Origin of the sequence: Paenibacillus polysaccharolyticus, from assembly GCF_900102085.1 — a bacterium.
Classification (GTDB): Bacteria; Bacillota; Bacilli; order Paenibacillales; family Paenibacillaceae; genus Paenibacillus; species Paenibacillus polysaccharolyticus.
Genome location: NZ_FMVM01000010.1, coordinates 131,559 through 152,386 on the forward strand (window position 1 = coordinate 131,559; position 20,828 = coordinate 152,386).

At 47.7% G+C, this 20,828-nt stretch carries 19 protein-coding genes and 1 pseudogene; 16 read left to right on the forward strand and 4 right to left on the reverse strand.

The window, feature by feature from the left end; genetic code table 11:
• The first annotated feature begins 167 nt into the window (after positions 1–167).
• The 5 genes from BLQ13_RS15280 (at position 168) to BLQ13_RS15295 (ending at position 4,989) form a co-directional block, all read left to right on the forward strand.
• A complete protein-coding gene (locus BLQ13_RS15280; RefSeq protein ID WP_090921547.1) occupies positions 168–656 on the forward strand; it encodes a GyrI-like domain-containing protein in 489 nt (162 codons plus the stop codon).
• 211 nt (positions 657–867) lie between these two features.
• Positions 868–2,040, forward strand: a complete 1,173-nt coding sequence (locus BLQ13_RS15285; protein ID WP_090921549.1) for an acyltransferase — start codon at positions 868–870, stop codon at positions 2,038–2,040.
• A 345-nt stretch (positions 2,041–2,385) separates the two neighbouring features.
• Complete coding sequence (locus tag BLQ13_RS28560; protein ID WP_167375748.1) at positions 2,386–2,535, forward strand: hypothetical protein; 150 nt, start codon at positions 2,386–2,388, stop codon at positions 2,533–2,535.
• 45 nt (positions 2,536–2,580) lie between these two features.
• Positions 2,581–4,107 (forward strand): HNH endonuclease, encoded by a 1,527-nt coding sequence (locus BLQ13_RS29180; RefSeq protein ID WP_420848943.1) that lies wholly within the window; start codon positions 2,581–2,583, stop codon positions 4,105–4,107.
• A 222-nt stretch (positions 4,108–4,329) separates the two neighbouring features.
• Complete coding sequence (locus BLQ13_RS15295) at positions 4,330–4,989, forward strand: TVP38/TMEM64 family protein (RefSeq protein WP_090921553.1); 660 nt, start codon at positions 4,330–4,332, stop codon at positions 4,987–4,989.
• 176 nt (positions 4,990–5,165) lie between these two features.
• Here BLQ13_RS15295 and BLQ13_RS15300 read toward each other — a convergent pair whose 3' ends face one another.
• Positions 5,166–5,693, reverse strand: coding sequence for a cupin domain-containing protein (locus BLQ13_RS15300; protein WP_090921554.1), 528 nt, complete (start codon positions 5,691–5,693; stop codon positions 5,166–5,168).
• Between the two features lie 154 nt (positions 5,694–5,847).
• On the opposite strand from BLQ13_RS15300, the gene BLQ13_RS15305 reads away from it, so the two are divergent.
• On the forward strand, positions 5,848–6,849 hold the full coding sequence (locus BLQ13_RS15305) for an NAD-dependent epimerase/dehydratase family protein (RefSeq protein WP_208606795.1): 1,002 nt from the start codon (positions 5,848–5,850) through the stop codon (positions 6,847–6,849).
• Between the two features lie 198 nt (positions 6,850–7,047).
• Here the strand turns inward: BLQ13_RS15305 and BLQ13_RS15310 are convergent, their stop codons facing one another.
• Positions 7,048–7,224, reverse strand: coding sequence for a CsbD family protein (locus BLQ13_RS15310; RefSeq protein WP_090921556.1), 177 nt, complete (start codon positions 7,222–7,224; stop codon positions 7,048–7,050).
• Between the two features lie 736 nt (positions 7,225–7,960).
• Between BLQ13_RS15310 and BLQ13_RS15315 the strand changes: the two genes are divergently transcribed.
• From BLQ13_RS15315 to BLQ13_RS15355, 9 genes are all read left to right on the forward strand, one after another.
• Positions 7,961–8,398, forward strand: coding sequence for a DUF1641 domain-containing protein (locus tag BLQ13_RS15315; RefSeq protein ID WP_090921558.1), 438 nt, complete (start codon positions 7,961–7,963; stop codon positions 8,396–8,398).
• Positions 8,399–8,423: 25 nt separating this feature from the next.
• A complete protein-coding gene (locus BLQ13_RS15320; RefSeq protein WP_090921560.1) occupies positions 8,424–9,605 on the forward strand; it encodes an NAD(P)/FAD-dependent oxidoreductase in 1,182 nt (393 codons plus the stop codon).
• A gap of 480 nt (positions 9,606–10,085) precedes the next feature.
• Entirely contained in the window at positions 10,086–10,730 is a 645-nt protein-coding gene (locus BLQ13_RS15325) for an SDR family oxidoreductase (protein ID WP_090921562.1), read from the forward strand.
• Positions 10,731–10,783: 53 nt separating this feature from the next.
• Positions 10,784–11,536 carry a response regulator transcription factor gene (locus BLQ13_RS15330; RefSeq protein ID WP_090921564.1) on the forward strand — a complete coding sequence of 251 codons (753 nt, stop codon included), beginning with the start codon at positions 10,784–10,786 and terminating at the stop codon, positions 11,534–11,536.
• Entirely contained in the window at positions 11,533–12,918 is a 1,386-nt protein-coding gene (locus BLQ13_RS15335; RefSeq protein WP_090921566.1) for a sensor histidine kinase, read from the forward strand. Before BLQ13_RS15330 ends, BLQ13_RS15335 begins: the two co-directional genes overlap by 4 nt.
• Positions 12,919–13,022: 104 nt before the next feature.
• On the forward strand, positions 13,023–13,859 hold the full coding sequence (locus BLQ13_RS15340; RefSeq protein ID WP_167375749.1) for a PepSY domain-containing protein: 837 nt from the start codon (positions 13,023–13,025) through the stop codon (positions 13,857–13,859).
• Between the two features lie 153 nt (positions 13,860–14,012).
• Positions 14,013–14,669 (forward strand): PepSY domain-containing protein, encoded by a 657-nt coding sequence (locus BLQ13_RS15345; protein WP_090921570.1) that lies wholly within the window; start codon positions 14,013–14,015, stop codon positions 14,667–14,669.
• A gap of 231 nt (positions 14,670–14,900) precedes the next feature.
• A complete protein-coding gene (locus BLQ13_RS15350; protein WP_090921749.1) occupies positions 14,901–15,698 on the forward strand; it encodes an ABC transporter ATP-binding protein in 798 nt (265 codons plus the stop codon).
• Between the two features lies 1 nt (position 15,699).
• Positions 15,700–17,367: a hypothetical protein gene (locus BLQ13_RS15355; RefSeq protein ID WP_090921572.1), complete on the forward strand. Its 1,668-nt coding sequence runs from the start codon at positions 15,700–15,702 to the stop codon at positions 17,365–17,367.
• Between the two features lie 1,020 nt (positions 17,368–18,387).
• Here BLQ13_RS15355 and BLQ13_RS29095 read toward each other — a convergent pair.
• Together BLQ13_RS29095 and BLQ13_RS28885 are read right to left on the reverse strand one after the other, a co-directional pair.
• Complete coding sequence (locus BLQ13_RS29095; protein ID WP_420848944.1) at positions 18,388–19,569, reverse strand: Glu/Leu/Phe/Val dehydrogenase family protein; 1,182 nt, start codon at positions 19,567–19,569, stop codon at positions 18,388–18,390.
• A 27-nt stretch (positions 19,570–19,596) separates the two neighbouring features.
• Positions 19,597–19,845, reverse strand: a pseudogene (locus BLQ13_RS28885) (Glu/Leu/Phe/Val dehydrogenase dimerization domain-containing protein); the annotation flags it as partial.
• 446 nt (positions 19,846–20,291) lie between these two features.
• Between BLQ13_RS28885 and BLQ13_RS15365 the strand changes: the two are divergent.
• Positions 20,292–20,807, forward strand: coding sequence for a DUF2179 domain-containing protein (locus tag BLQ13_RS15365; protein WP_090921575.1), 516 nt, complete (start codon positions 20,292–20,294; stop codon positions 20,805–20,807).
• The last annotated feature ends 21 nt before the right edge of the window (positions 20,808–20,828 follow it).

A 20,828-nucleotide genomic window follows, 5' to 3' on the forward strand; every position in this document is an offset into this window, starting at 1 on the left:
GCAGGGAGGAAACTCCTTGCCTTTTGTTATATAAATTAGGACATGTGCAAAATGAAATTAAATATGGTATTTAATTACATAATTTGTTACTGTTTTAGTATAAGATAGAGTTCGAACAGGAAAACATGGCATTGTCGATTTTATTGTTGAACGAAGGGATGAGGTGTATGAAACAAATACAATCTGCAGAGTTGATCGGTAAAGAGGCCGCAACAATGATTGGTCTGAAATGGGAGGGAACGTTCGCTGAGGCAGGGGCTGGAGGTATTCGCAAGGTGCAGACCGAATTTAAGCGTCGCCTGCATGAAATCAAGAATATGATGCACCCGGATGAGCTATTGGGTTTGTCGTATCATATGACAGAAACCGGGTTTGTCCACTATGTTGCCGTCCAGGTAGATGACGTGGCATTTCCGAATGTCCCGGAGGGAATGGTTCAATTTGAAGTTCCGGCACATGATTATGTGAAATACACCCATATCAAAGGAGAATCCATTGAATCTTCTTATCATTTAATCTATGCTTGGATTGAAGAACAGGGACTTTTTCTATCGAATGAACCGCTTACGCATTATGAAGTGTACCCTATGAAGCAGGATTCCAATGATCATGAACCTGAGTTTAACATTTTTGTACCGGTAAATAAAAAAAGTTAGAGTAACGACACAACAAGCCTCAGGCCGCGTCACAGCGGTCTTTTTGATATGTCTGACGATGTGAATGATCTGAAAACTTCTTGGAAATTAAAGAAAAATTAAGGAATTGGACTACACATGTTAAGCGATATGCCTTTTAATAGATAGAGAGCTTAATGGACTAAGTCATATTTAACATATTGACGAATACATAAAGGAGAACCTCTAAACCATGAGTCAAACACTGAAAAGAGAACGAATCCCGGAGTTAAATCTCGTACGGGCTGTGGCGATTATCGGTGTGCTATTTGTACATTCCACCTCCAATGCTACGCTGGAAATGACCAATTCCAGTTATTATTGGTTGTACAACTTTGTTAATATTTTCATGAAATATGGTACACCAACCTTTATTTTTTTGAGCAGCTTTGTGCTGTTCTATAATTATTATACCCGTCCGCTAGACAAGAGATTAGTCACGAATTTTTACAAGAAGCGCTTTGTCTACATTTTGTTGCCTTACTTCCTGTTTTCGATTATGTATTTTGTTGTGCTGCATTACCTGTATTACCAGGGACGCCCGTTTAATGAGTCGTTGATTACTTTTATTGAAAGGCTGTTTACAGGCAAAGCCTACACGCATCTATATTTTGTTTTTATTAATATGCAATTTTATCTCATTTTCCCACTCGTGCTATGGCTATTGAAGAAACATCCTTCTGTTGTAAAGTGGTCTATTCCGATCGGGCTTTTTATTCAATGGGCCTTCATCGTCAGTAATAAATACGGGTTCCAGGTGCCCAACAAAGGAAGTTGGGCTTTCTCTTATTTCTCCTATTTCATGCTTGGAGCTTTTATGGGCGTGTATTTCCCGCAGATCAAACAATGGTTTGTGATCAGCCGGGCGAATGCAACTAAAGTGCGCGTAGTTTCATGGATTGTGCTGTGGGTTGTGTGGATCACGGCGGGACTTGCTCACGTATATATTTATTATTTGCTACGGTTGAAAATCGCGACCTATAACACGTTATGGTATGAGCTTTTCTGGAATGTGCATACCTTTGCCTGTGCACTGGTCATTATCCAGATTGCATACTTGCTCTACCGCAAAGGTCCTGCACTAATCGTCAAACCGCTAAATCGACTGGGTGCATTATCCTTCGGCATTTATCTGATTCATCCGTTTTTCCTTTTGTTTTATCGTGAGCATCCACCCCAAACGGGGGTATCCTGGTTGATTCATCTGTGGTACGCCGCCGGATTTGGTATTGCACTGATCGCTTCATGGATTGTGGTCGGGCTGGCGGCACGATTCCTGCCACATGCCTGGATTATCTTTGGTAATTTGCCCAAACCGAAGCCGCGTCTTGTACCGCAACAACATTCGGGGCAAGTGGATGTTTGATCTTGAAGTCAGATCATACCTGTTCAAAAGCCATTTTTCGGTTCAGCCTTAGGTTGAGCTTGAGAATGGTTTTTTGTTGTGCTGAAGTGATTCAGGGGTTCTGCAGATACTATGGGTGTTTATCGTGGGAACGAATGTTTCTTTTTCATAATACAAGGGTAATCATAAGGCGGAAAGATAATAACTACTATATAAGTTGAACTATTTATTTACACAGAAACGGAGAGGACAGAAAAATCCGGGGATAACAGCGATGGGAAGGTTATTCTGTCGGCGTAGTGCTCCGTGTAGACAGCTTTAGTTCAACTTATAGAAACTTCGAGAACAGGATCAAGGTGATCATACATGACAAGATGTGAACAATGCGGGAAACCGATGCAAGATATATTGGAATATGTGGAGCATATTCTCCACGAATGCAGTGAGCAGATAACTGAATTTAAGTCGGAAGAGTACAAGGCTTACGGCTATGAGGGTGTTCGCGAGCAGTTGTGATACAATAGAAAGAAACCGGATTCATTCGGAACCGAGGTGACAACCATGGAGACAGGATCAGCCCCTTTCCGCGAAGGGAAGACAGAACACGAAACGCGACAAACCAAGACATGTATGTATTGCGGAGAGCGACGGCCTGCGTCGGAGTTTCGGCGTAGAACGGGAAGGCGTGCGAGTTCCGGAGCCAGACGCGGAGCCTGTCGCCGTTGTCGTCAACTCGGTGTACGAGAGCAACATAACCGTGATATGCGAGTAGCCGAAGCATCTCCATCTGAAAAGCTGGAGCGTCGTGGTCAAGATGGGATGGACAACAACCTTCGGGAAGACATGGTGTCATCTCCGGTGAAGAATGAACGGGAACGGAATGAGCGGATTGCGCTGCAGGGGTCAGCCGGAGGTAAGGAACAAGGCCGTGATTTGGGGAACCGGGTAAATTCATATGAATTAGCAAGTCCGGTATCTTCTGAAGCTGGGGCTGTGATCGGCCAGACGGAGAAGGATGGTATGATCGTTTCGGTTAGTGATACGCCCAGCCAGCGGAAAAAACGCCGAAGACGGCGGAAAAAGAAGCCGTCAGAGGTGATACATGCGCATGCCTCTGCTCAGGCAGAGAGCGAGAGTGAGGCATCCACCAATCTGTATGCGGTGGATGTGGGGCCGCCGGGCGGGGAGCTTCCGCCCGGCGATGTGCATTCGCCAGGCGTAGCCGCTGCGAATGGCAAGGGCAGTGCACAGCGGACGCGCAAGCGAGCTGCCGCTGCAGTTCCGGCCGCCGAGCAAGCATCGGCGGCCCAAGCCCTGCTGCCGGCTACGCCGGAAGGCCCGGCAGCAGGGCCAGCGCCTGTGGCTGCGGACGAGCCACCCGCAGCCCGGCGCAAACGCAAGCGGCGCCGCAAGCTTGCAGCGGCGCTCGCGCCCGGCGCAGGGCAGGCCCGCAGCGAAGCTGCTGAGGCCCCTGCGCCGGAGCCCGGCCTTGCCCGTGGCGAGGCCAGCACGGGCAAGGCTTCTGCGGCGGCGAAGGCACAGCCAGCCGCCGCCGGGCGCGAGCCATCGCATGCCAGCCGCAGTCACGGGGCTGGCATGGATGGCCGACCGCGGCGTCATCACGCGCCGCCGGTAGCGATTGACCCGGAAGATCCGGCTTCGCTCCGGACCAACCGTCAGGGCATGGTGCGCATGCGCGGCAAAACGGACAAAGGACGCCGCTGGCATCAGGAAGTGGATATGGAACTTGCCGTTACACTGGTGAAGGAAAAAGCTGCCGTTGTGATTAATCGGTATACCATTCGCCGATTGTTCAGCAACAAGGATTTCAAGCGGTTTATTCTGGACCGTGACAAGTATACCTGTTACTTCTGCGGCTCCTATGGAGATACTATTGATCATCTTCTTCCACGGGCCAAAGGTGGACATACAACACCGCTCAATTGTGTATGTGCCTGCAATCTGTGTAATCAATCCAAAGCGGCGATGGATGCGGACGAATTCATGCGTTCGGGCATTCCAGAGTGGAATGCAGCCCATCAGGCAGAACTACTTGCGCTGGAGATACAGGAAACAGGATTGGAATAAGCGATAGACAAGCTATGCTCCTGAAGTTTCAGGAGCTTTTATATGTAGAGCACACCTGGATGAATGATCAGGGTGTGCTTTTTTGATGTGCTCTCCTATTCAAATATTTCTTCAAATTGACAACGATGCGACATCCTAATGTACGTTATACTTGGAGGGCGGCAGTCGAATTGTTTTTTTAATGTACTGCTTTTATAGATCGAATAGATTGGATGGATGCGGATGACACCAGCAGCCCTTGATATTATGTCATACATCACGGAGGAAAATATTCGGTTCTGGCTGGAGAAGTTTCGTTCTCTCGGTCCATTGCCGGGCATTTTGCTTACGTTTATGAAGTCTTTTGTACCACCGCTTCCAACGTTATTAATTGTGGGTGTGAACGGAGCGGTGTACGGGTTGTGGGCAGGGTTTTTGTACTCCTGGATCGGCATGGTGCTTGGCTGTACCGTCACATTCCTGATCGTGCGAGAGATCGGGAAGTCTGCTTTTGTGGAAAAGTGGGCACGCAAACCGCGTGTAAAACGCAGCATGGTATGGATTCGTAGAAACGCATTCAGTTATGTATTCCTGCTTAGCATTTTTCCTGTGGGGCCATTTGTCATTATTAATGTGGCTGCAGGTATCGCCCGTATGCGATTGTTATCCTTCCTGCTTGCGGTGGGGCTCGGTAAAGGTATTATGATTTTCTCTGTAACGTATATTGGTTCAAATGTAGAGCAGTTTCTGGAGCATCCGGTACGCTGGATCGGCGTCGTGTTGTTCATTGCATTATCTCTGTGGGCGAGCCGGAAATTGGAACGTCACTTCACCCGGTTTAACCCTGATCAGGATGAACGACATCCGATACATCAGACTTCAGAAAAATCGATTTCCTCATAAGAAGACAAGGCATACGATTGGGAATACCGGGTGCGTCAGCTTGTGCTTCAAGGCAAGCTCGATGTGGAGGGTAATCCGCGTGCCATGCGTTTCTATCGTGTTCGAATAGCAGGGGGAATGTAGCTCCAATCGGAAAATCTTCCCCCTGCTTATATGGTTTTCATTACGACAACAACTCAAACCCTGCGATTGAGCCACAGCTTGGTTAAAGGCCCGCCTTCCCCATACACGGGGTCTGTGCCCGGTACAGGAACCTCTAGAATTTCTTGCAACGCCTCAGGCCGCTCCCCTGGTTTGCCTGTTCGAGTGTTGTAACCCATACCTCCAGGATAAGCTCCCGCGATCCGAAAATCGGGACTGGCTTCCAGACGTTTATGGCCGGTTCCAGCGGGCAATACAACCACATCACCACTCTCCAGATAGACCTTCTTTCCGTTCTCACCGCCTATAATTAACCTCACAAATCCGCTCATTACCGCAAGCACCTCGTGCGCATTGCTGTGATAATGATGATAATCGTATACACCGTTGATCCAGCTATTGCCCCATCCATTCCGGTTCAAGTCGGATTCGGCACGGGTAGGTTCGGTACGCCAGACTCCTTTGTACAGAAGTACTGGTAGATGTGGATGATTCGGAATGACTCCGTCGTCTTGAAATTTCATAGACTGGATATCGCTATAATCTTGCCTTAGATCTCTCATTTGGGTTCACCTCTTTCCATGTATTAACCTTTCAGGGAATAAAGGAATAAAAAATATTTGTAAAATGATACAAATTGTATCGTTTTCAGGTTATACTCGATACAGACATTCTCTTTAAAGCGCCCGATGAAAAAAAGGAGTAGGGGGAAAATGTGTGAACATTGTGGTTACAGGAGCTTCAGGATTTGTTGGATTTAATCTTTCACAGTTTTTGGTGCAAAAGGGACATCAGGTCACTATGCTAGATCAGGATGACTACTGTCAGAGACTTGTTCACCGCTCTCCATTGCACGACATGCCATTCATCAAGTGTAACCTTGCTAAAGACAATATTCATTTACCCCCGAACATAGATTACATCATTCATCTTGCCGCCATGCCTCACGTCGACTATTCATATCATCAGCCCGCAGAGGTATTTCGCAATAATACCCTCAGTACACAAGCTATCCTGCAATATGCTACCGATCGCGACATTCCTCTTTTACTCGCTTCGTCCGTTGAAGTGTACGGTGGCGAATGGGGCAGAGTTTACAACGAATCAGACCCTTATGCACCTGTCTCCCCTTATTCTGCCTCGAAAGTCGCTTGCGAGACACTAGCCCAATCCTACGCTCAATGTTATCAACTTCCGGTGAAAACATTCCGTCTGACCAATTTATACGGACCATGGCAACTTCCTGATCGCATTATCCCGCGTAATTTCGGGCGCATGCTGGATGGATTGCCACTGGATATTCAGGGATCAGCTGTACGTGATTTCCTGTATATCGATGATGCATTGCGAGCGATCGAGCAGATTATGACCCATGGCCAAGATGGACAGACCTATAACATCTCTACCGGTATTGGAACAACGATGCAAGAGATCGGGATGTTACTGGAACCACTCGATCGATCAGCAACAGCGAAGGAGATCAGGGAACTGGAGCCTACGCAATCCAGAGGTTCCAGCTTGGTTGTACACTCCGGCAAGTTGCGCGCATCGTTTGGCTGGTATCCCCAGACTACACTGGAGCAGGGTCTGGAGAGAACATTCCAATGGTACCAGGAGCATGCCGACTGGGTTAGACTATTCAACCGGGAGTACCATACAACACGTACAAGTCGCAGCTTTATCATTGATATGGCACGGTATTCCGTACCAGCGTTATAAAACAAAAAAAGCCAGGGAAGGGTGGTTGTTCGACACCTTCCTTGGCTTTTTTTGCGCCCCCGTCATCAGATTCGGATTCAGATGTTCAGCGTATCCGAACGAATTGAGGCCAAACTTCGACGGTCAGGCTGGTTTGCCACTCTTGCGATCTTCACACAAGGTGCGTAAAGATGATCCGAGAATGCAAACCAGAATACATTATTCGTGATGTTTTTTCACATCGGCCACTTTATCTTGAACGGCCCCTTTGGCCTTATCCATTTTACCCTCAGCCTGAAGGGACTTGTTGTTCGTCGCGTTACCGATCTGATCTTTCACTTCGCCTTTGGCCTTGTTAATGCCTGCTTTAATTTTATCGCCAGTTGAATTACTCATATCGAACATCTCCTTCGTTGTCTGGTGTAGTCCTTATTAACCGGGCTGAGGATAATTTAAACGTTCACGATTACACATAGATTTGAGAAGGGGTTCTAACCTGAGGTTGTGAGCGCACCTTCCTAGGGTGGAATTTTTGCATTCTCTTTCGAGAAGGTTCATACTTGCTTGAGTAAGATGTTTGAACGGGGAGAATAAGGCTGAGGCTGTCGCTGCATAATAACCAAAGTGACCAAATTCGTTGCATGAACGGTAGATTTTTGGAAATCCATTCCTGAAAAAACGTTCAACATGCACTTTCATATGTGCTTTTCGTACATATGGTTTGTTGTGATCATGTCTTAATACCACATATGGTAGCTCGTGGCGTTTGGAAAAGAAATATGACCCGTCGAGACAAGCCAACACTCCTTGACAAAAAAATCGATTTTGTTACAATGTTCACAATATCTTCACAAGTGTAAAAAATTTCTTTTTCATGTTCATGTGTAAGAGGTGTAATATAAGGGTATAGAGTTCGATTTCGGCCTGCTTGTCGTTTTGTGCGTCAACATGTGTTGTGCGCAACAGACCCAACATACCATGCATGCGAGAGAGTGGTCTTTCTGGATGCTCTTATCCTAATGTGTGAAATTTGGTACATTTAGTGTATTGATGTATTTGTGGTTCGGCTCAGCTTGACAGGCATCATGAAAGTCGCGGACTTCTATCCCAAAGTAAAGGAGGACTTTCTCTTATGTCACAATCGCCTACTCAACAAGAGGTGCCAGTAACAGAAGGCGCAGAGCGCCAGTCCCTGGACGTACTGGATCAACTGATGAAGCCCGAGGTACAGGAGTCTTTAACTGTATTGGTGGAGAACCTGCCTAAATTGGCTGAAATGGTTACTGCAATGACGAAAGCTTACGACTTCGCACAAGGTATCGCTACAGACAAAGTTCTGATCAGCGACACAATGAGTGCAATGGGTGAGTTCGCTAAACCTGTTGTAGACAAAGCTAAAGGTGTAGCTTCTGCTGCCATCGAGGCAAATGACCGTGCACAAACCGAACAATCTTCGGTTGGCCTGTTCGCTATGCTTAAAATGCTTAAAGATCCAAACGTACAACAATCGCTTCGTTTTGCTCAATCTTTCTTGAGCATCTTGAACGAGCGTCAACAAACGAAACGTTAAGACTTAGAAAGAACGGAGGATGGATATGTCGAAGCAAATTTTGATCTTGGGTGGAGGATACGGCGGTCTGTTGACTGCGCTGACTGCGCGTCAATACTTGACTCCGGAAGAAGCGACAATTACTGTCGTGAACCGTTACCCTACACACCAAATTATTACGGAACTGCACCGTCTTGCAGCAGGAAGCATTGCTGAGCAAGCTGTTGCTCTCCCGCTTGAAAAATTGCTGCGCGGTAAAGATGTGAACCTGAAAATCGATACGGTGGATACAATCAAGCCGGACGAGAAAAAAGTTCTCATGACTAGCGGCTCCACATACTCTTACGATGCACTCGTTGTTGCTCTGGGTAGTGAAACAGCTTACTTCGGAATTCCGGGACTGCAGGAATACAGCTTCACGCTGAAATCTGTTAGTGATGCAAACCGTATTCGTGCGCATGTTGAAGCACGTCTGGATGCATACAAGCAATCCGGCAACAAAGCAGACGCTACATTTGTTATCGGTGGCGGCGGCTTGACAGGTATCGAGCTTGTCGGCGAATTCGTTGATCTTCTTCCAGGTGTATGTAAAGAAAAAGGTATCGATTTCAACGATATCTCCCTCTACACGGTTGAAGCAGGTCCTTCCATCCTGGCAGGTTTCCCGCCAGAGCTGGTTGATCGTGCAAAATCCAGTCTCGAAAAACGCGGCGTAAACTTCATTGTTGGCGTAGCGATTACAGAGATGAAAGAAAACGAAGTTATGCTGAAAGACGGTAGCTCCATCCCTACGAACACACTGGTATGGACAGGTGGCGTACAAGGTAATGCCGTTGTTGCCAACAGTGGAATCGAAGTGGATCGCGGCCGTGCAAAAGTAACGGAAGTTCTGCAATCCACATCTCACAAAGATGTGTTTGTTGCTGGTGACAGCGCAGTAGTCTTCCCTAGCGAAGGCGCTCGCCCTTACCCTCCAACGGCACAACTGGCTTGGCAAATGGGTGAAACCATTGGTCACAACCTGGGCGTAATGTTCAAAGGTGGCGCAATGGAATCCTTCTCGCCAATCTTCTCCGGTACGCTGGGAAGTCTGGGTCGTAAAGACGCTGTCGGCATGATCGGTGGCAACCAGACTCGTCTGAAAGGTCTGCCTGCAACCATGATGAAAGAAGCAAGTAACATCCGTTACCTGTCCCACATCCATGGCTTGTTCGCACTGGCTTATTAATCTATAACACCAACGTTAAAGGGCGCCCATTGGGCGTCCTTTTTTTGTTATGCTCTTCTGGACTTGAACTTGCTTGATATGATCTAAGCAAGTAGGAGGAGAGATGCTTCATGCAGATGATAAGCGAAGCACGGGGATACTCACAGGTATGAACACAAGGCTTTATACAGATATTATACGGAACGTTAGAAACCGATAGGAGCGAAGAAAGGCAATAGTGAAAGAGAGGCAGGGTCTCCTTTATCATGAGCAGGACAATACGTGCGCGTTCCAAAGAATTATGTTGGTATACCGTATTGCGATATATCAAGGAGCCAAACGTGTAGCGTTGAGCGACTCAGCTAGCGCTTAAAAGCAGCTGCTTTCGTTTAAAAGATAAGGTAAGGCTTTTACATTAAAAGTCTATAAGATAAACAAAAAATATAGCAGACAGGGAGCAATGATATCGCTCTTTTGCGCAACCTGAGAGGAGAATGAACAATGAACGTACTGGTGATTGGAGCAAATGGACAGATTGGTAAACACCTGGTGGAACAGCTGGCACAGGAAGGCAAACATCAGGTTACGGCCATGATTCGCAAGCCGGAGCAGGCAGACGCACTGAAGGAACTTGGAGCACAAGTTGTCATGGGTGATCTGGAGGGTACCGTGGATGAGATTGCTGAAGCGATGAAAGATCAGAATGCCATCGTGTTTACAGCTGGTTCAGGCGGCTCCACTGGTCCGGACAAAACATTGTTGATCGACCTGGACGGTGCAGTGAAAACGATGGAGGCCGCAGAGAAACAGGGCATTTCCAGATATATTCTGGTCAGTGCCTATGGTGCCGATCAGCGGAGTAAATGGCCGGAAGAGATCAAACCCTATTATGTAGCGAAGCATTTTGCGGATCGTGCACTGTTCGCCAGTGATCTGAACTATACCATTATTCGTCCCGGAGGTCTAAAAAATGAACCGGGAACCGGCAGAGTGGCCGTGGGTACTGACCTGAAACCGGGTAGCATTGCTCGTGAAGATGTGGCACGTGTAATTGCAGCCTCCTTGCAGGAAGAGAAGACGTATCGGATGGCCTTTGATCTGATAGCTGGAGATCATGCTGTATCGGACGCTTTAGGCAAATTGTAAACAGATGTTGTAAACTAGCGGGAGAAGGATATGACGGGTGAGGGGGAATCAGCATGAATGAAGCTGTGCTGGTCATTGAAGATGAGCCCAAGATTGCAAGGTTGCTTGAACTGGAGTTGCAGTACGAGGGGTATCAGGTCACGAAGGCAGGAAGTGGGACGGAAGGGCTGGAAAAGTACAGTGAAGGACAATGGGATCTGATTCTATTGGACATCATGCTGCCAGGCCTAAGTGGTATTGAGGTTTTGCGGCGGATTCGAGCGAGAGATACAGCTATCCCAATTCTTATGCTGACAGCGAAAGATTCAGTGGAGGATAAAGTGTCCGGTCTGGATCTTGGTGCCAACGACTATATCACGAAGCCTTTTCAGATTGAAGAGTTGCTGGCCCGAATTCGTGCAGCGCTACGACTTGCTGCAGTTTCTACTGCCAGAACATTGAATCATGCCCCAGGGCAGGAAGCGGTGCATGAGTCAGTAGGTCAGCAACAGGAAACAGACACAGCGTGGTTAACTGCAGCTGATTTAAAACTGCATGAAGGGACGCGTGAGGTTTTTCGAGATGGACAAGCCATAGAGCTTACCCCTCGTGAGTTTGATCTACTGGTGTATTTGCTACGCAACCAGCGTCAGGTGCTCAGTCGGGATCAGATCGTACAATCCGTGTGGGGATACGATTATTATGGCGATACCAATGTGGTGGACGTGTATATCCGTTATGTGCGCAAGAAGGTGGACAACGGATTCACGCCACCTCTAATACATACCGTAAGGGGCGTAGGATACGTCCTGAAGGAGCAAACATGAGCCTGCGCAGTAAAATCTACGGATACTCGTCGGTTCTATTTGCCGTGCTGTTAATTGCAGTGAATCTGTCTGTCTACCTTGTATTTGAGCGAGTATCCATTAATAATGAGATTCGCCGAGTCGAAGCAGAAGCCGAATCGATCGTCGCAGGAGTACGTCAGTCCGCTGGCTCCATCCCGCCAGACGATCTTCTTCGGGCTTATGCGCCCGTGAACGGCATGCTACGCATTGTACATGAAGACGGCAGCAGTTCACCAGTAACCACAACGGGAGCATCCGAACAACTCAGCAAGTTATCTTATCAGTATGAGAATGAGAAAAAGGCAGAGTATACCCAGGTGGATCAGGTCGGATATGTGTGGGTATCCATGCCATTAATCTGGCCGGACGGCGAAGTGGTAAATCTGCAGGTAACTCAGAGTGTAGCTGAAACAGAGAGTGGACTTGCTACCCTGCGTACAGTACTAGTCATCGTAACTATTGTTGCCCTGATTCCTGCCGTGATCTCCAGCCGAATTTTGGCGAATCGCATGACAAGACCGATCCAGCAAATGACTCGTACAATGAGTGATATTCAAGCGAGTGGGCAGTTCAAGCGACTTCCGCTGGAGGCAAAATCAAAGGACGAACTGAACACGATGGGGCAGACGTTTAATCGCATGATGGACCTGCTGGAATCAAACTTTGAACGGCAGGAACGTTTTGTCTCGGATGCATCACATGAGCTAAAAACACCGCTGACGATCATTGAGAGTTACGCCAGTCTGCTCAAGCGCCGGGGGAAGGAGCGGCCTGAAGTCTTTGATGAAGCTGTGGAAGCGATTCTGTCTGAATCGGTACGCATGCGTGAGTTGACGGAGCAACTGTTGCTCCTGGCCAAGCAGCCGGAGCAATGGAATGTACAACTGGAACGCGTAGATATTACGAAGTTGGCTACGGATTCTACGCGAGCATTCCGCGAAGCTTATCACCGAGAAGTACGGTGCGACGCTTCAGGCCCCATCTGGGCGATCAGCGATGAGAGCAAGCTGAAGCAGCTACTGTTTATTTTGCTGGATAATGCCCGGAAATATAGTGAAGATGCCATCGAAGTCAAACTGGAGAGCCAGGGCGAACAGTGCCGGATACGGATTGTGGATACAGGTATAGGTATGCGGCAGGAGGATCTGGAGAAAGTGTTTGACCGTTTCTACCAGGTCGATGTCTCTAGAACTAGAAGCGGAAGTGCCAGTGGGTCTGGTCTCGGACTGTCGCTTGCCAAGGAGTTGGCAGGCGCTGTCGGAGCACAGATTGAGCTAACGAGTACCGAAGGTGTTGGCACGGAGGCATGTATTATTTTACCACGATCCAAATCGGACAGCCGAGGCAACTCACTCTCATGAAATTCTCATTCTTCTCTTCTATACTGATGACATACAAGGCTAGTTATAACGTTTCAACGAGAATACTCAGATCAGTTGTGGAAGAATGTGAGGGGGAAGTGCGTATGACAGAACAGGAACAGAGGCCTGAAATGAAACGAAGTGATAACAAACATGAGCTTAGGCATGGAGATAAAAATACCAAAAGAAGTCATACTGGTAAAGGGTCACGAAAATTACTGTGGTTGGGGGCCGGAATACTGGTTGTCGTACTTGTTGTAGCTCTGGTGTGGTGGAAACCGTGGGGACCTGCTCGTGAGCAGTTATCTGCTGATGCAGTCGCGCAATCTGTGCTGAATCAATATCCAGGGGAGATCATTCATTCTACCTTGAAAGACGGTACGTATTTGATGCAGCTTCGTTCGGAGACAGGTCTATACGATGTGCAGGTCGATGCATTTACGGCAGCTGTTCAATCCATCAAACGTCTGGAGTCGAGTCCGCAGGCTGAAGAGAAGACGTTGTGGAGCCGTGAGCAGATGAAGGCGGAGTTGCTGAAGCAAAGAGCAGGGGAGCAACTTATATCGCTGGAACTGGTTGAACAGCAGGGCAGTCCTATATACACTGCAGTGGTGAAAGCGAAGGATAACAGCCGCCAAGAACTGACGCTTGATCCATATACGGGCGAGATTATTTCCTCCAAAGCGATCAAGTCACCTCCGTCATCGGCAACAGGAGGGACGGATAAAGAGCCACAGTTTCTAAGTGAGAAGCAGGCAGAGCAGAAGGCGCTTGCGAGAGTTCCTGGCGAAGTGGATGATGTAGAACTACGTGGTACGAACAGTGGCAATCCGTATTACCTGGTTGAGATCGATCTGGAAGACGGCCGGGAAGCGACGGTACAGGTGAATGCGATCTCGGGTGCCATACGTTCGGTAACTTGGGATAAGGACGATGATTAAGAGTTGTTTCTATTATGTTATTTTCTGAAAAGGGGTAAGAATACTCTCCTCATTTTCTCATCAAATTCTAATCTTTCTCTCTCTAATCTCTCATTCGCCTAGGTTATTCTAAATATGTAGACGAGAACGAGAACAATAACGAGGAGATGAACGATGATGATGAACAAACATAAACTTTGGATTGGCAGCTTGTCCGCAGCGGTGTTGCTTGGCGGATCAGCGGTCGCGGCTAGCGGTAATATGAACGGGCAATCGGCATCACAAGTACAATCTGAAACTATACAATCCGCACCAGCCTCAGTGACACAATCCACGAGTGCGAACCAGAACAACACAGGTAAACTGCTGACTGTATCCCAAGCTAAATCCATAGCGCTGAAAGCAGTGGAAGGTAAAGTGGATGATGTGGATCTGGAGCGTAGAAACGGTCAAACGTTCTATGAAGTCGAGATCGACCGAAAAGGTAACCCGGATGTAACAGTTAGGTTGGATGCCTATACAGGTAAGGTTTTGGCTGTTGTTAATGATGATGACTACGATGACGATGATGATTATCGGGATAATGGAACAGGCAACTCTTCGAGTGCGTCTGCCTCCAATCAGGTTAAATTGACGGTTGCACAAGCTTCCAACATTGCACTGAAACAAGTGACTGGTGGCAAAGTCACCAAGGTTGAACTGGACCGTGATAACGGTCGCTATGTCTATGAGATTGAGCTGAGAACCGCTCAAGGTGAGGCAGACGTTGATATCGACGCAAACACAGGTAAGGTGTTGTCGTTTGATCAGGATTTTGATGACGAGGATTAATTGTTGAATTGCGGCAAAGTAAGAAATAGATGAAATTGATTTTCGACTCTGATCACTGTTTGTGGTATATAGCTTAGACCGATCGTATCAGCGGAAAGACGCTTCGAATGAAGTGTCTTTTTTTCGTACTCTATAGAGTTCATAGATCCTATAATCCAAACTGTGGTAAACTAGTAGAATTGTAGAAATAGTATAGACAAGGAGCTGGATAACGAAGTGGCTGGTGAACAAATGAGATCGGAAACGACTAGAGAACAAGTACTGTCAATTGAAGGCTTACGTATGCGGTATAACGGGCGTTATGTATTAAACGGCATCGATCTGGAAGTGAATCGTGGGGAGATGATCGGATACATCGGGCCTAATGGAGCTGGCAAGAGTACAACGGTCAAAATTTTGCTTGGATTAGTGGAAGGTTATGTGGGGAACGTTCGTATTTTTGGACAGGATATCGCTGACGGCGATGTGGAATATAAGCGTAGAATCGGGTATGTGCCGGAAGTGGCAGAACTGTATGAACAGTTAACTCCGGCCGAGTATTTAACGTTTACGGGAGAGTTATATGGCTTGTCTTATGAAGATGCAGATTATAAAGCAAAGCTGCTGATGGATTGTTTTGGACTGGAAAAATCATATCATTCCCGCATTGCCTCTTTCTCCAAAGGGATGCGTCAGAAAGTGCTGTTAATCTCGGCTCTGCTACATGATCCTGATCTGCTGTTTCTGGATGAACCGCTGAGCGGGCTGGACGCCAACAGTGTGATGGTGGTGAAAGAGATTTTGTCACAGCTGTCCGCAAAAGGCACAACGATCTTCTATTCGTCACACATTATGGATGTGGTGGAGAAGATCAGTAGCCGGATTGTATTGATAGCCGAGGGCCGTGTCGTGGCAGATGGCACGTTCAAGCAACTCCAGCAACAATCGATGGAAGGGTCACTGGAGGAAGTGTTTAATCAATTGACAGGCTTTAATGAACATAAGGCGATTGCTGAGCGCTTTGTGTCGATTGTGCAGGAGGTGAACTAATATGGCGAAACCCTCCGATTTTCGTACGCTCCAAGTTCTGGATCGTTTTCGGCCAATCATTACCAAGACGGGTGCTGATTATGATGTGCTACGCCTTATTTTACGGGTGAAGTTCCAGATGGATCAGCGCAGAGTGCCTACGATTATGGCTGGAAGGTCAAAGAGCAAGGAGAACAAAGAAGGTAACCAGTATGTTCGCTCTCTCTGGCTGTATGCCTTGATGGGAGCAATCATGGTTCCCTTTGTCGTCTGGGATACAGGACAATTCATGCTTCAGATGGGCATTCTGTTTGGCGTGCTGATGTTTATGATTATGACGTCGATGATTTCGGATTTTTCATCCGTGCTTCTCGACATCCGGGATAGAAATATTATTTTGACCAAACCCGTTAATGCGCGAACGGTGGGTATGGCGAGAGCCATTCATGCCGGAGTCTATCTGGTGCTGCTGACAGGTTCAGTGACGGCTGCGCCGCTGATCGCCGGGCTTGTTACGCACGGGATTGGTTTCTTTCTACTCTTTCTGTTACAGATTATTCTGATCAGCATCCTGATTCTGGTGAGCACATCTCTCATCTATCTGTTCATGATGAGGTTTCTGGATGGGGAGAAGCTGAAAGACATGATTAATATGGTGCAGATTTTGCTTTCCGTGGGGATTGCGATTGGATATCAGTTTGTCATTCGTTCCTTCGATATTATTGATTTTAAAGTAGCTTTTACGCCGGAATGGTGGCAACTGCTGTTACCTCCGCTATGGTATGCTGCTGCATACGATTGGTTATTCGCAGGAAATGGCGGGGTGTGGATCTATACGTTAACAGCGCTGGCTGTTGTTGTTCCGGTGATATGCCTGATCGTATATGTGAAGCTTATGCCATCCTTCGAGCTGTATTTAGAAAAAATGGCTCATTCCGGCCAGACATCGAGTCGCCGCCGGGGAAAGTGGGATCGTATGGTTGCCAAGCTGTTCAGTCGCTCTACCGAAGAACAAGCCTGCTTTCGTCTGTCGGCCAGCATGATGCGCGATGAACGGGAGTTCAAGTTGAAAGTTTACCCATCTTTAGGTTTATCGTTAGTTATGCCTTATATTTTCTGGTATACAGCTTTACAATCATCGACCTGGGCAGAATTCAGGCAAAGTTCCTTTGTGTACACCTTGTATATTATGCTGATCCTGTTGGTAACGGTAGTCATTATGCTACGGTATTCGGGTCAGTACAAGGCATCCTGGATCTTTCGCGCCGCGCCGATGTCTGATGAAAATATATTATATCGAGGCGCCCTGAAGGCATTTCTAAGCAACATATTTATACCGGTATTTCTGTTGAATGCGGCCATGTTCACATGGACATTTGGACTTCGGATTTTGCCGGACATTGCGATTATTCTGCTCACAGCTACAGCGCTGATCCCGGTATCCGGCAAGTTTATGCTGCAAAAGCCACCGTTCTCCCAATCGTTCAGTGTGGCACAGCAAAGTGACGGCTGGTATATTTTCGCTGCTTTGCCTGTGTTCGCTTTACTGTGGGGTGCTCATGTCTTTTTCCGTTCTTTCTCTGGAGGTGTCTGGATGTACGGTGTGATCTTGATTGTGGCGAATATGTTGTTGTGGACGCTGCTGTATCGTGTGAAGAAACCAGCGGTCAAGTCGGCTGTGGTCATTTAAGCTGAAGTCTATCGAGGTATTTTTTCAGAGTTGTTAGCCTGATTGAACTGGTCGCTGTCTTAAGCCGTGTAATTTTAAGTAGTGGGTCTAAGCATGATTGATGGAAGTGAGTATTTATTTTCGCCCCGTGAGCGGCTTGCAACTACCCGCACGCGGGGCTCTGTTACATAAAAGGGTGGTCCGTTGGGGGAAGAAGTGAAGGGATGGAGTAGGGTAGATTAAAATTAGGGTAGATTAAAATGAAATAAATGAAGGAAATGAAGAAATGAAGTAAGTATGCAAACAAAGTAATTGAACTGAATGAAGAAATGAAGCGAACAAAGGAAACAAATTGAATAAAGAAAACGGAGTAAACAGCGTAAATACAGTAGGTGAACCGAGTGAAACGGGTACAGTAAGTAACCGAATACGCGGTAAATCGGATAAGTAAATCATACAAGTAGACCAATGTGTAGTAGTGACTCAAACAAGTAACCTGACGAGTAGTAGAGGGGATAAGTAACTCAAACAAATAATCCTAGGTGCAGTAGATGGATAAGTAACTCAACAAGTAACTCTAGGTGCGGTAGAGTAAAAAGTGTGTTGTGATTCTAACGATCACAGATGAGCTTATTTGGGTGAAAAGTGGCTCTCAGGAATTCTAACGATCACCAGGAAGCTTATTTCTGCAAAAGAGGGTGTTTTAGGCCGAAAATGAGCTGACTTTTGCAAAATAGCGTGTCTGGTGATCGTTAGCCTGGTACAGCATGCAAAATGGGCCAAATAACGTCTCCTGTGATCGTTAGAGTGTGGCGACAACAGTGGTGCAGAAGTTAGTGTAAATGCAGATACAGATGCAAGTGCAGGTGTAGGTGCAGATGTAGATGTAGATGTAGAGATGAAAGTGAAAGTGAAAGTGAAAGTGTAAGAGGTGGGGAACTGTTTAGAAAAAAGAGCTCTGCAAATCTCCGGATAAAATGCTTAAACAGTACTCTCCTCATACCTGAAAGAAAGAGATGTTTTAAGTGTGACTTAATGGGCCTAGTCGGTCTGGCCTGATTCGAGAATGGCCTCGGCCAGACGATCGGCTGCATCTGCTGTGGAGATTCCAGATCGCGCAGCCTCGGCGAATACCTTGCTGAGCGTGCCTGCTATCCCCGCCACTTTCTGGCGGATCAGGTCAGGCCCAGCTCCCTGCAGTTCGCAGGCGGTGCTGATAATGCCGCCTGCGCTCAGCACGTAGTCAGGCGCGTACAGAATGCCGCGCGCCTGCATGCGGCCAGCAACCAGCTGTCGTTCACTCAGCTGGTTGTTGGCCGCCCCGGCGACAATGGAGCAGCGAAGCTCCTCCACGGTCGCCGGGGTGATCACGCCCCCTAGGGCACAGGGGGCGAACACCTTGCAGTCAGCGGCGTGAATACGGGCCGGATCGGCCGAAATGGCGCCGCTGAACTGCACAAGGGCACGTTGTACCCGTTCCGGTACAACGTCTGCCACGATCAGCCGTGCCCCGGCTGCATGCAGGTAACGGCACAGGGCATGCCCGACCTTGCCCAGTCCCTGGACGGCAACGGGAATGCCCTGCAGATCCGCTACGCCCTGGTGGCGCAGAGAGGTGACAATGCCGATGTACACGCCGTAGGCGGTCATGTCGGCAGTGAAGTCATCCTGTGCGCCAAGGGAACCCGTGGTATCCGTCACATATGCCGTCTCCACCCGGATCTGGTCCATGTCTGCCGCCGTTGTGCCCAGATCCAGACCTGTCACGAAGCGACCTTGTAATCGCTCCAGAAACCGCCCGAGAGCCCGAAACTGCGATGCACGAATTTCTTTATTCTTCGCTGGATCTGCCAGACCTTCGCCAAACGTACCATTCACTGACGAGTCTGCTTGCGTCCTGCTAAAAGAGCCATCTTTCGTTGTGTCCATCCACACTTTGTCTTGTGCTTGTGCTCGTGTTTGTGTTTCGTCTTCCGAATTCTCCGCTATGATCCCGTTGTTCGCTTCGCCTGCTTCGTCCATTCCTGAGTTTGCCAGCATCTTGCCCAGCACATTATCTTTCGATGAGTTCTCTAGCCCTTTACCCAATGTGTCTCCCCTAATTGATTCGATCAGCGTCCCACCAAGCATATCGCTTATATTCGAGTCTATCAGCAAGCTATCGAAAATATCGCTCTGCAATGAGTCCACCACGCCCCCACCGACCCGTTCCCCTGTCGTCATCTGCTCCGAAGCACCGGTCACATCCCAGACAACAGCCTTACCTCCGCCATAGGGCAAACCTGCCATGGCATTTTTGTAGGTCATGCCCTTGGCTAGCTTTATCGCATCCCGAATTGCTTCTTCTTTGGATGTATAGGCCCAGTAGCGGCATCCACCCAGAGCTGGACCAAGAGTTGTGTTATGAATGGCAATGATTGCTTGAAGTCCGCTGGAGGAATCGTGGCAAAAAACAAGCTTTTCCATACCTTCCTGCTCCATTTCCCGCCATATTTCCATGGAACACTCCTCCTTTGAAGTTCATTCGTCCCGTACTCACCAAAGGCAACGGATTTCCTTATAGAACCTGCATCCCGTCTGTATTTTGGCTCGAATATTTCTCTTGCATGGCTCGAAAGATAAGGGATCACCCTAAATCCAGTGTGATTTATACATCATATTCGCGCTACGGTTATTACGCCCCTGGGACTATCGCCGGGTTGAACATCGATACAAACGGTTTTATAATGGCAGTTCCGGGATCGTCAGACTGGACAGATGCCTGAAAATTTACATCAAACCGTTTAGGAAGAGGGCATAACGTCCAATGATGGAGATAGAGGAATATGATGGAATACATGAGCCTGGGTTGTTAAAAGCATCTCCAATAAGGTGGAAATGTTCGCCATGCAACACGTAACAAAGGCCCTGATTCATCGAAAAGGTCTAGGAAAGAGGGATCGTCATTGCTTAAAATTTTGTTATTTATCTTTTTGATTCAGATTGTATATGTATCGGCCTACACCCTTCGTATGATCTTAACGCTCAAAGGACAGAAATACATCGCTGCCCTGATCAGTATGGGTGAGATTGTAATCTATGTACTGGGCTTGAATCTGGTACTTAGCTATTTGACCCAGCCGTCTGCGCTGATTGTATACGCAGTGGGATACGGGCTTGGAGTACTGCTCGGAGCATGGATTGAGGAGAAAATTGCGCTTGGTTACGTTACCGTAAAAGTGATTTGCAACCAGATGGACGGAGGGCTTGCAAATGCTTTGCGCGATAAAGGGTATGGTGTAACCTCATGGGTTGGTAGCGGACGAGACGGAGATCGGCTGGTTATGGAAATTTTGGCGAAACGCAAAAACCAGAAACTGCTCTACCAGACCATTCTGGCTCTCGATCCCAAAGCTTTTGTCATCACCGTTGAGCCCAAACAGTTCCATGGCGGTTTCTGGACACGTTCCATCAAAAAGTAAAATCGGGCAGGTCCGCATTAG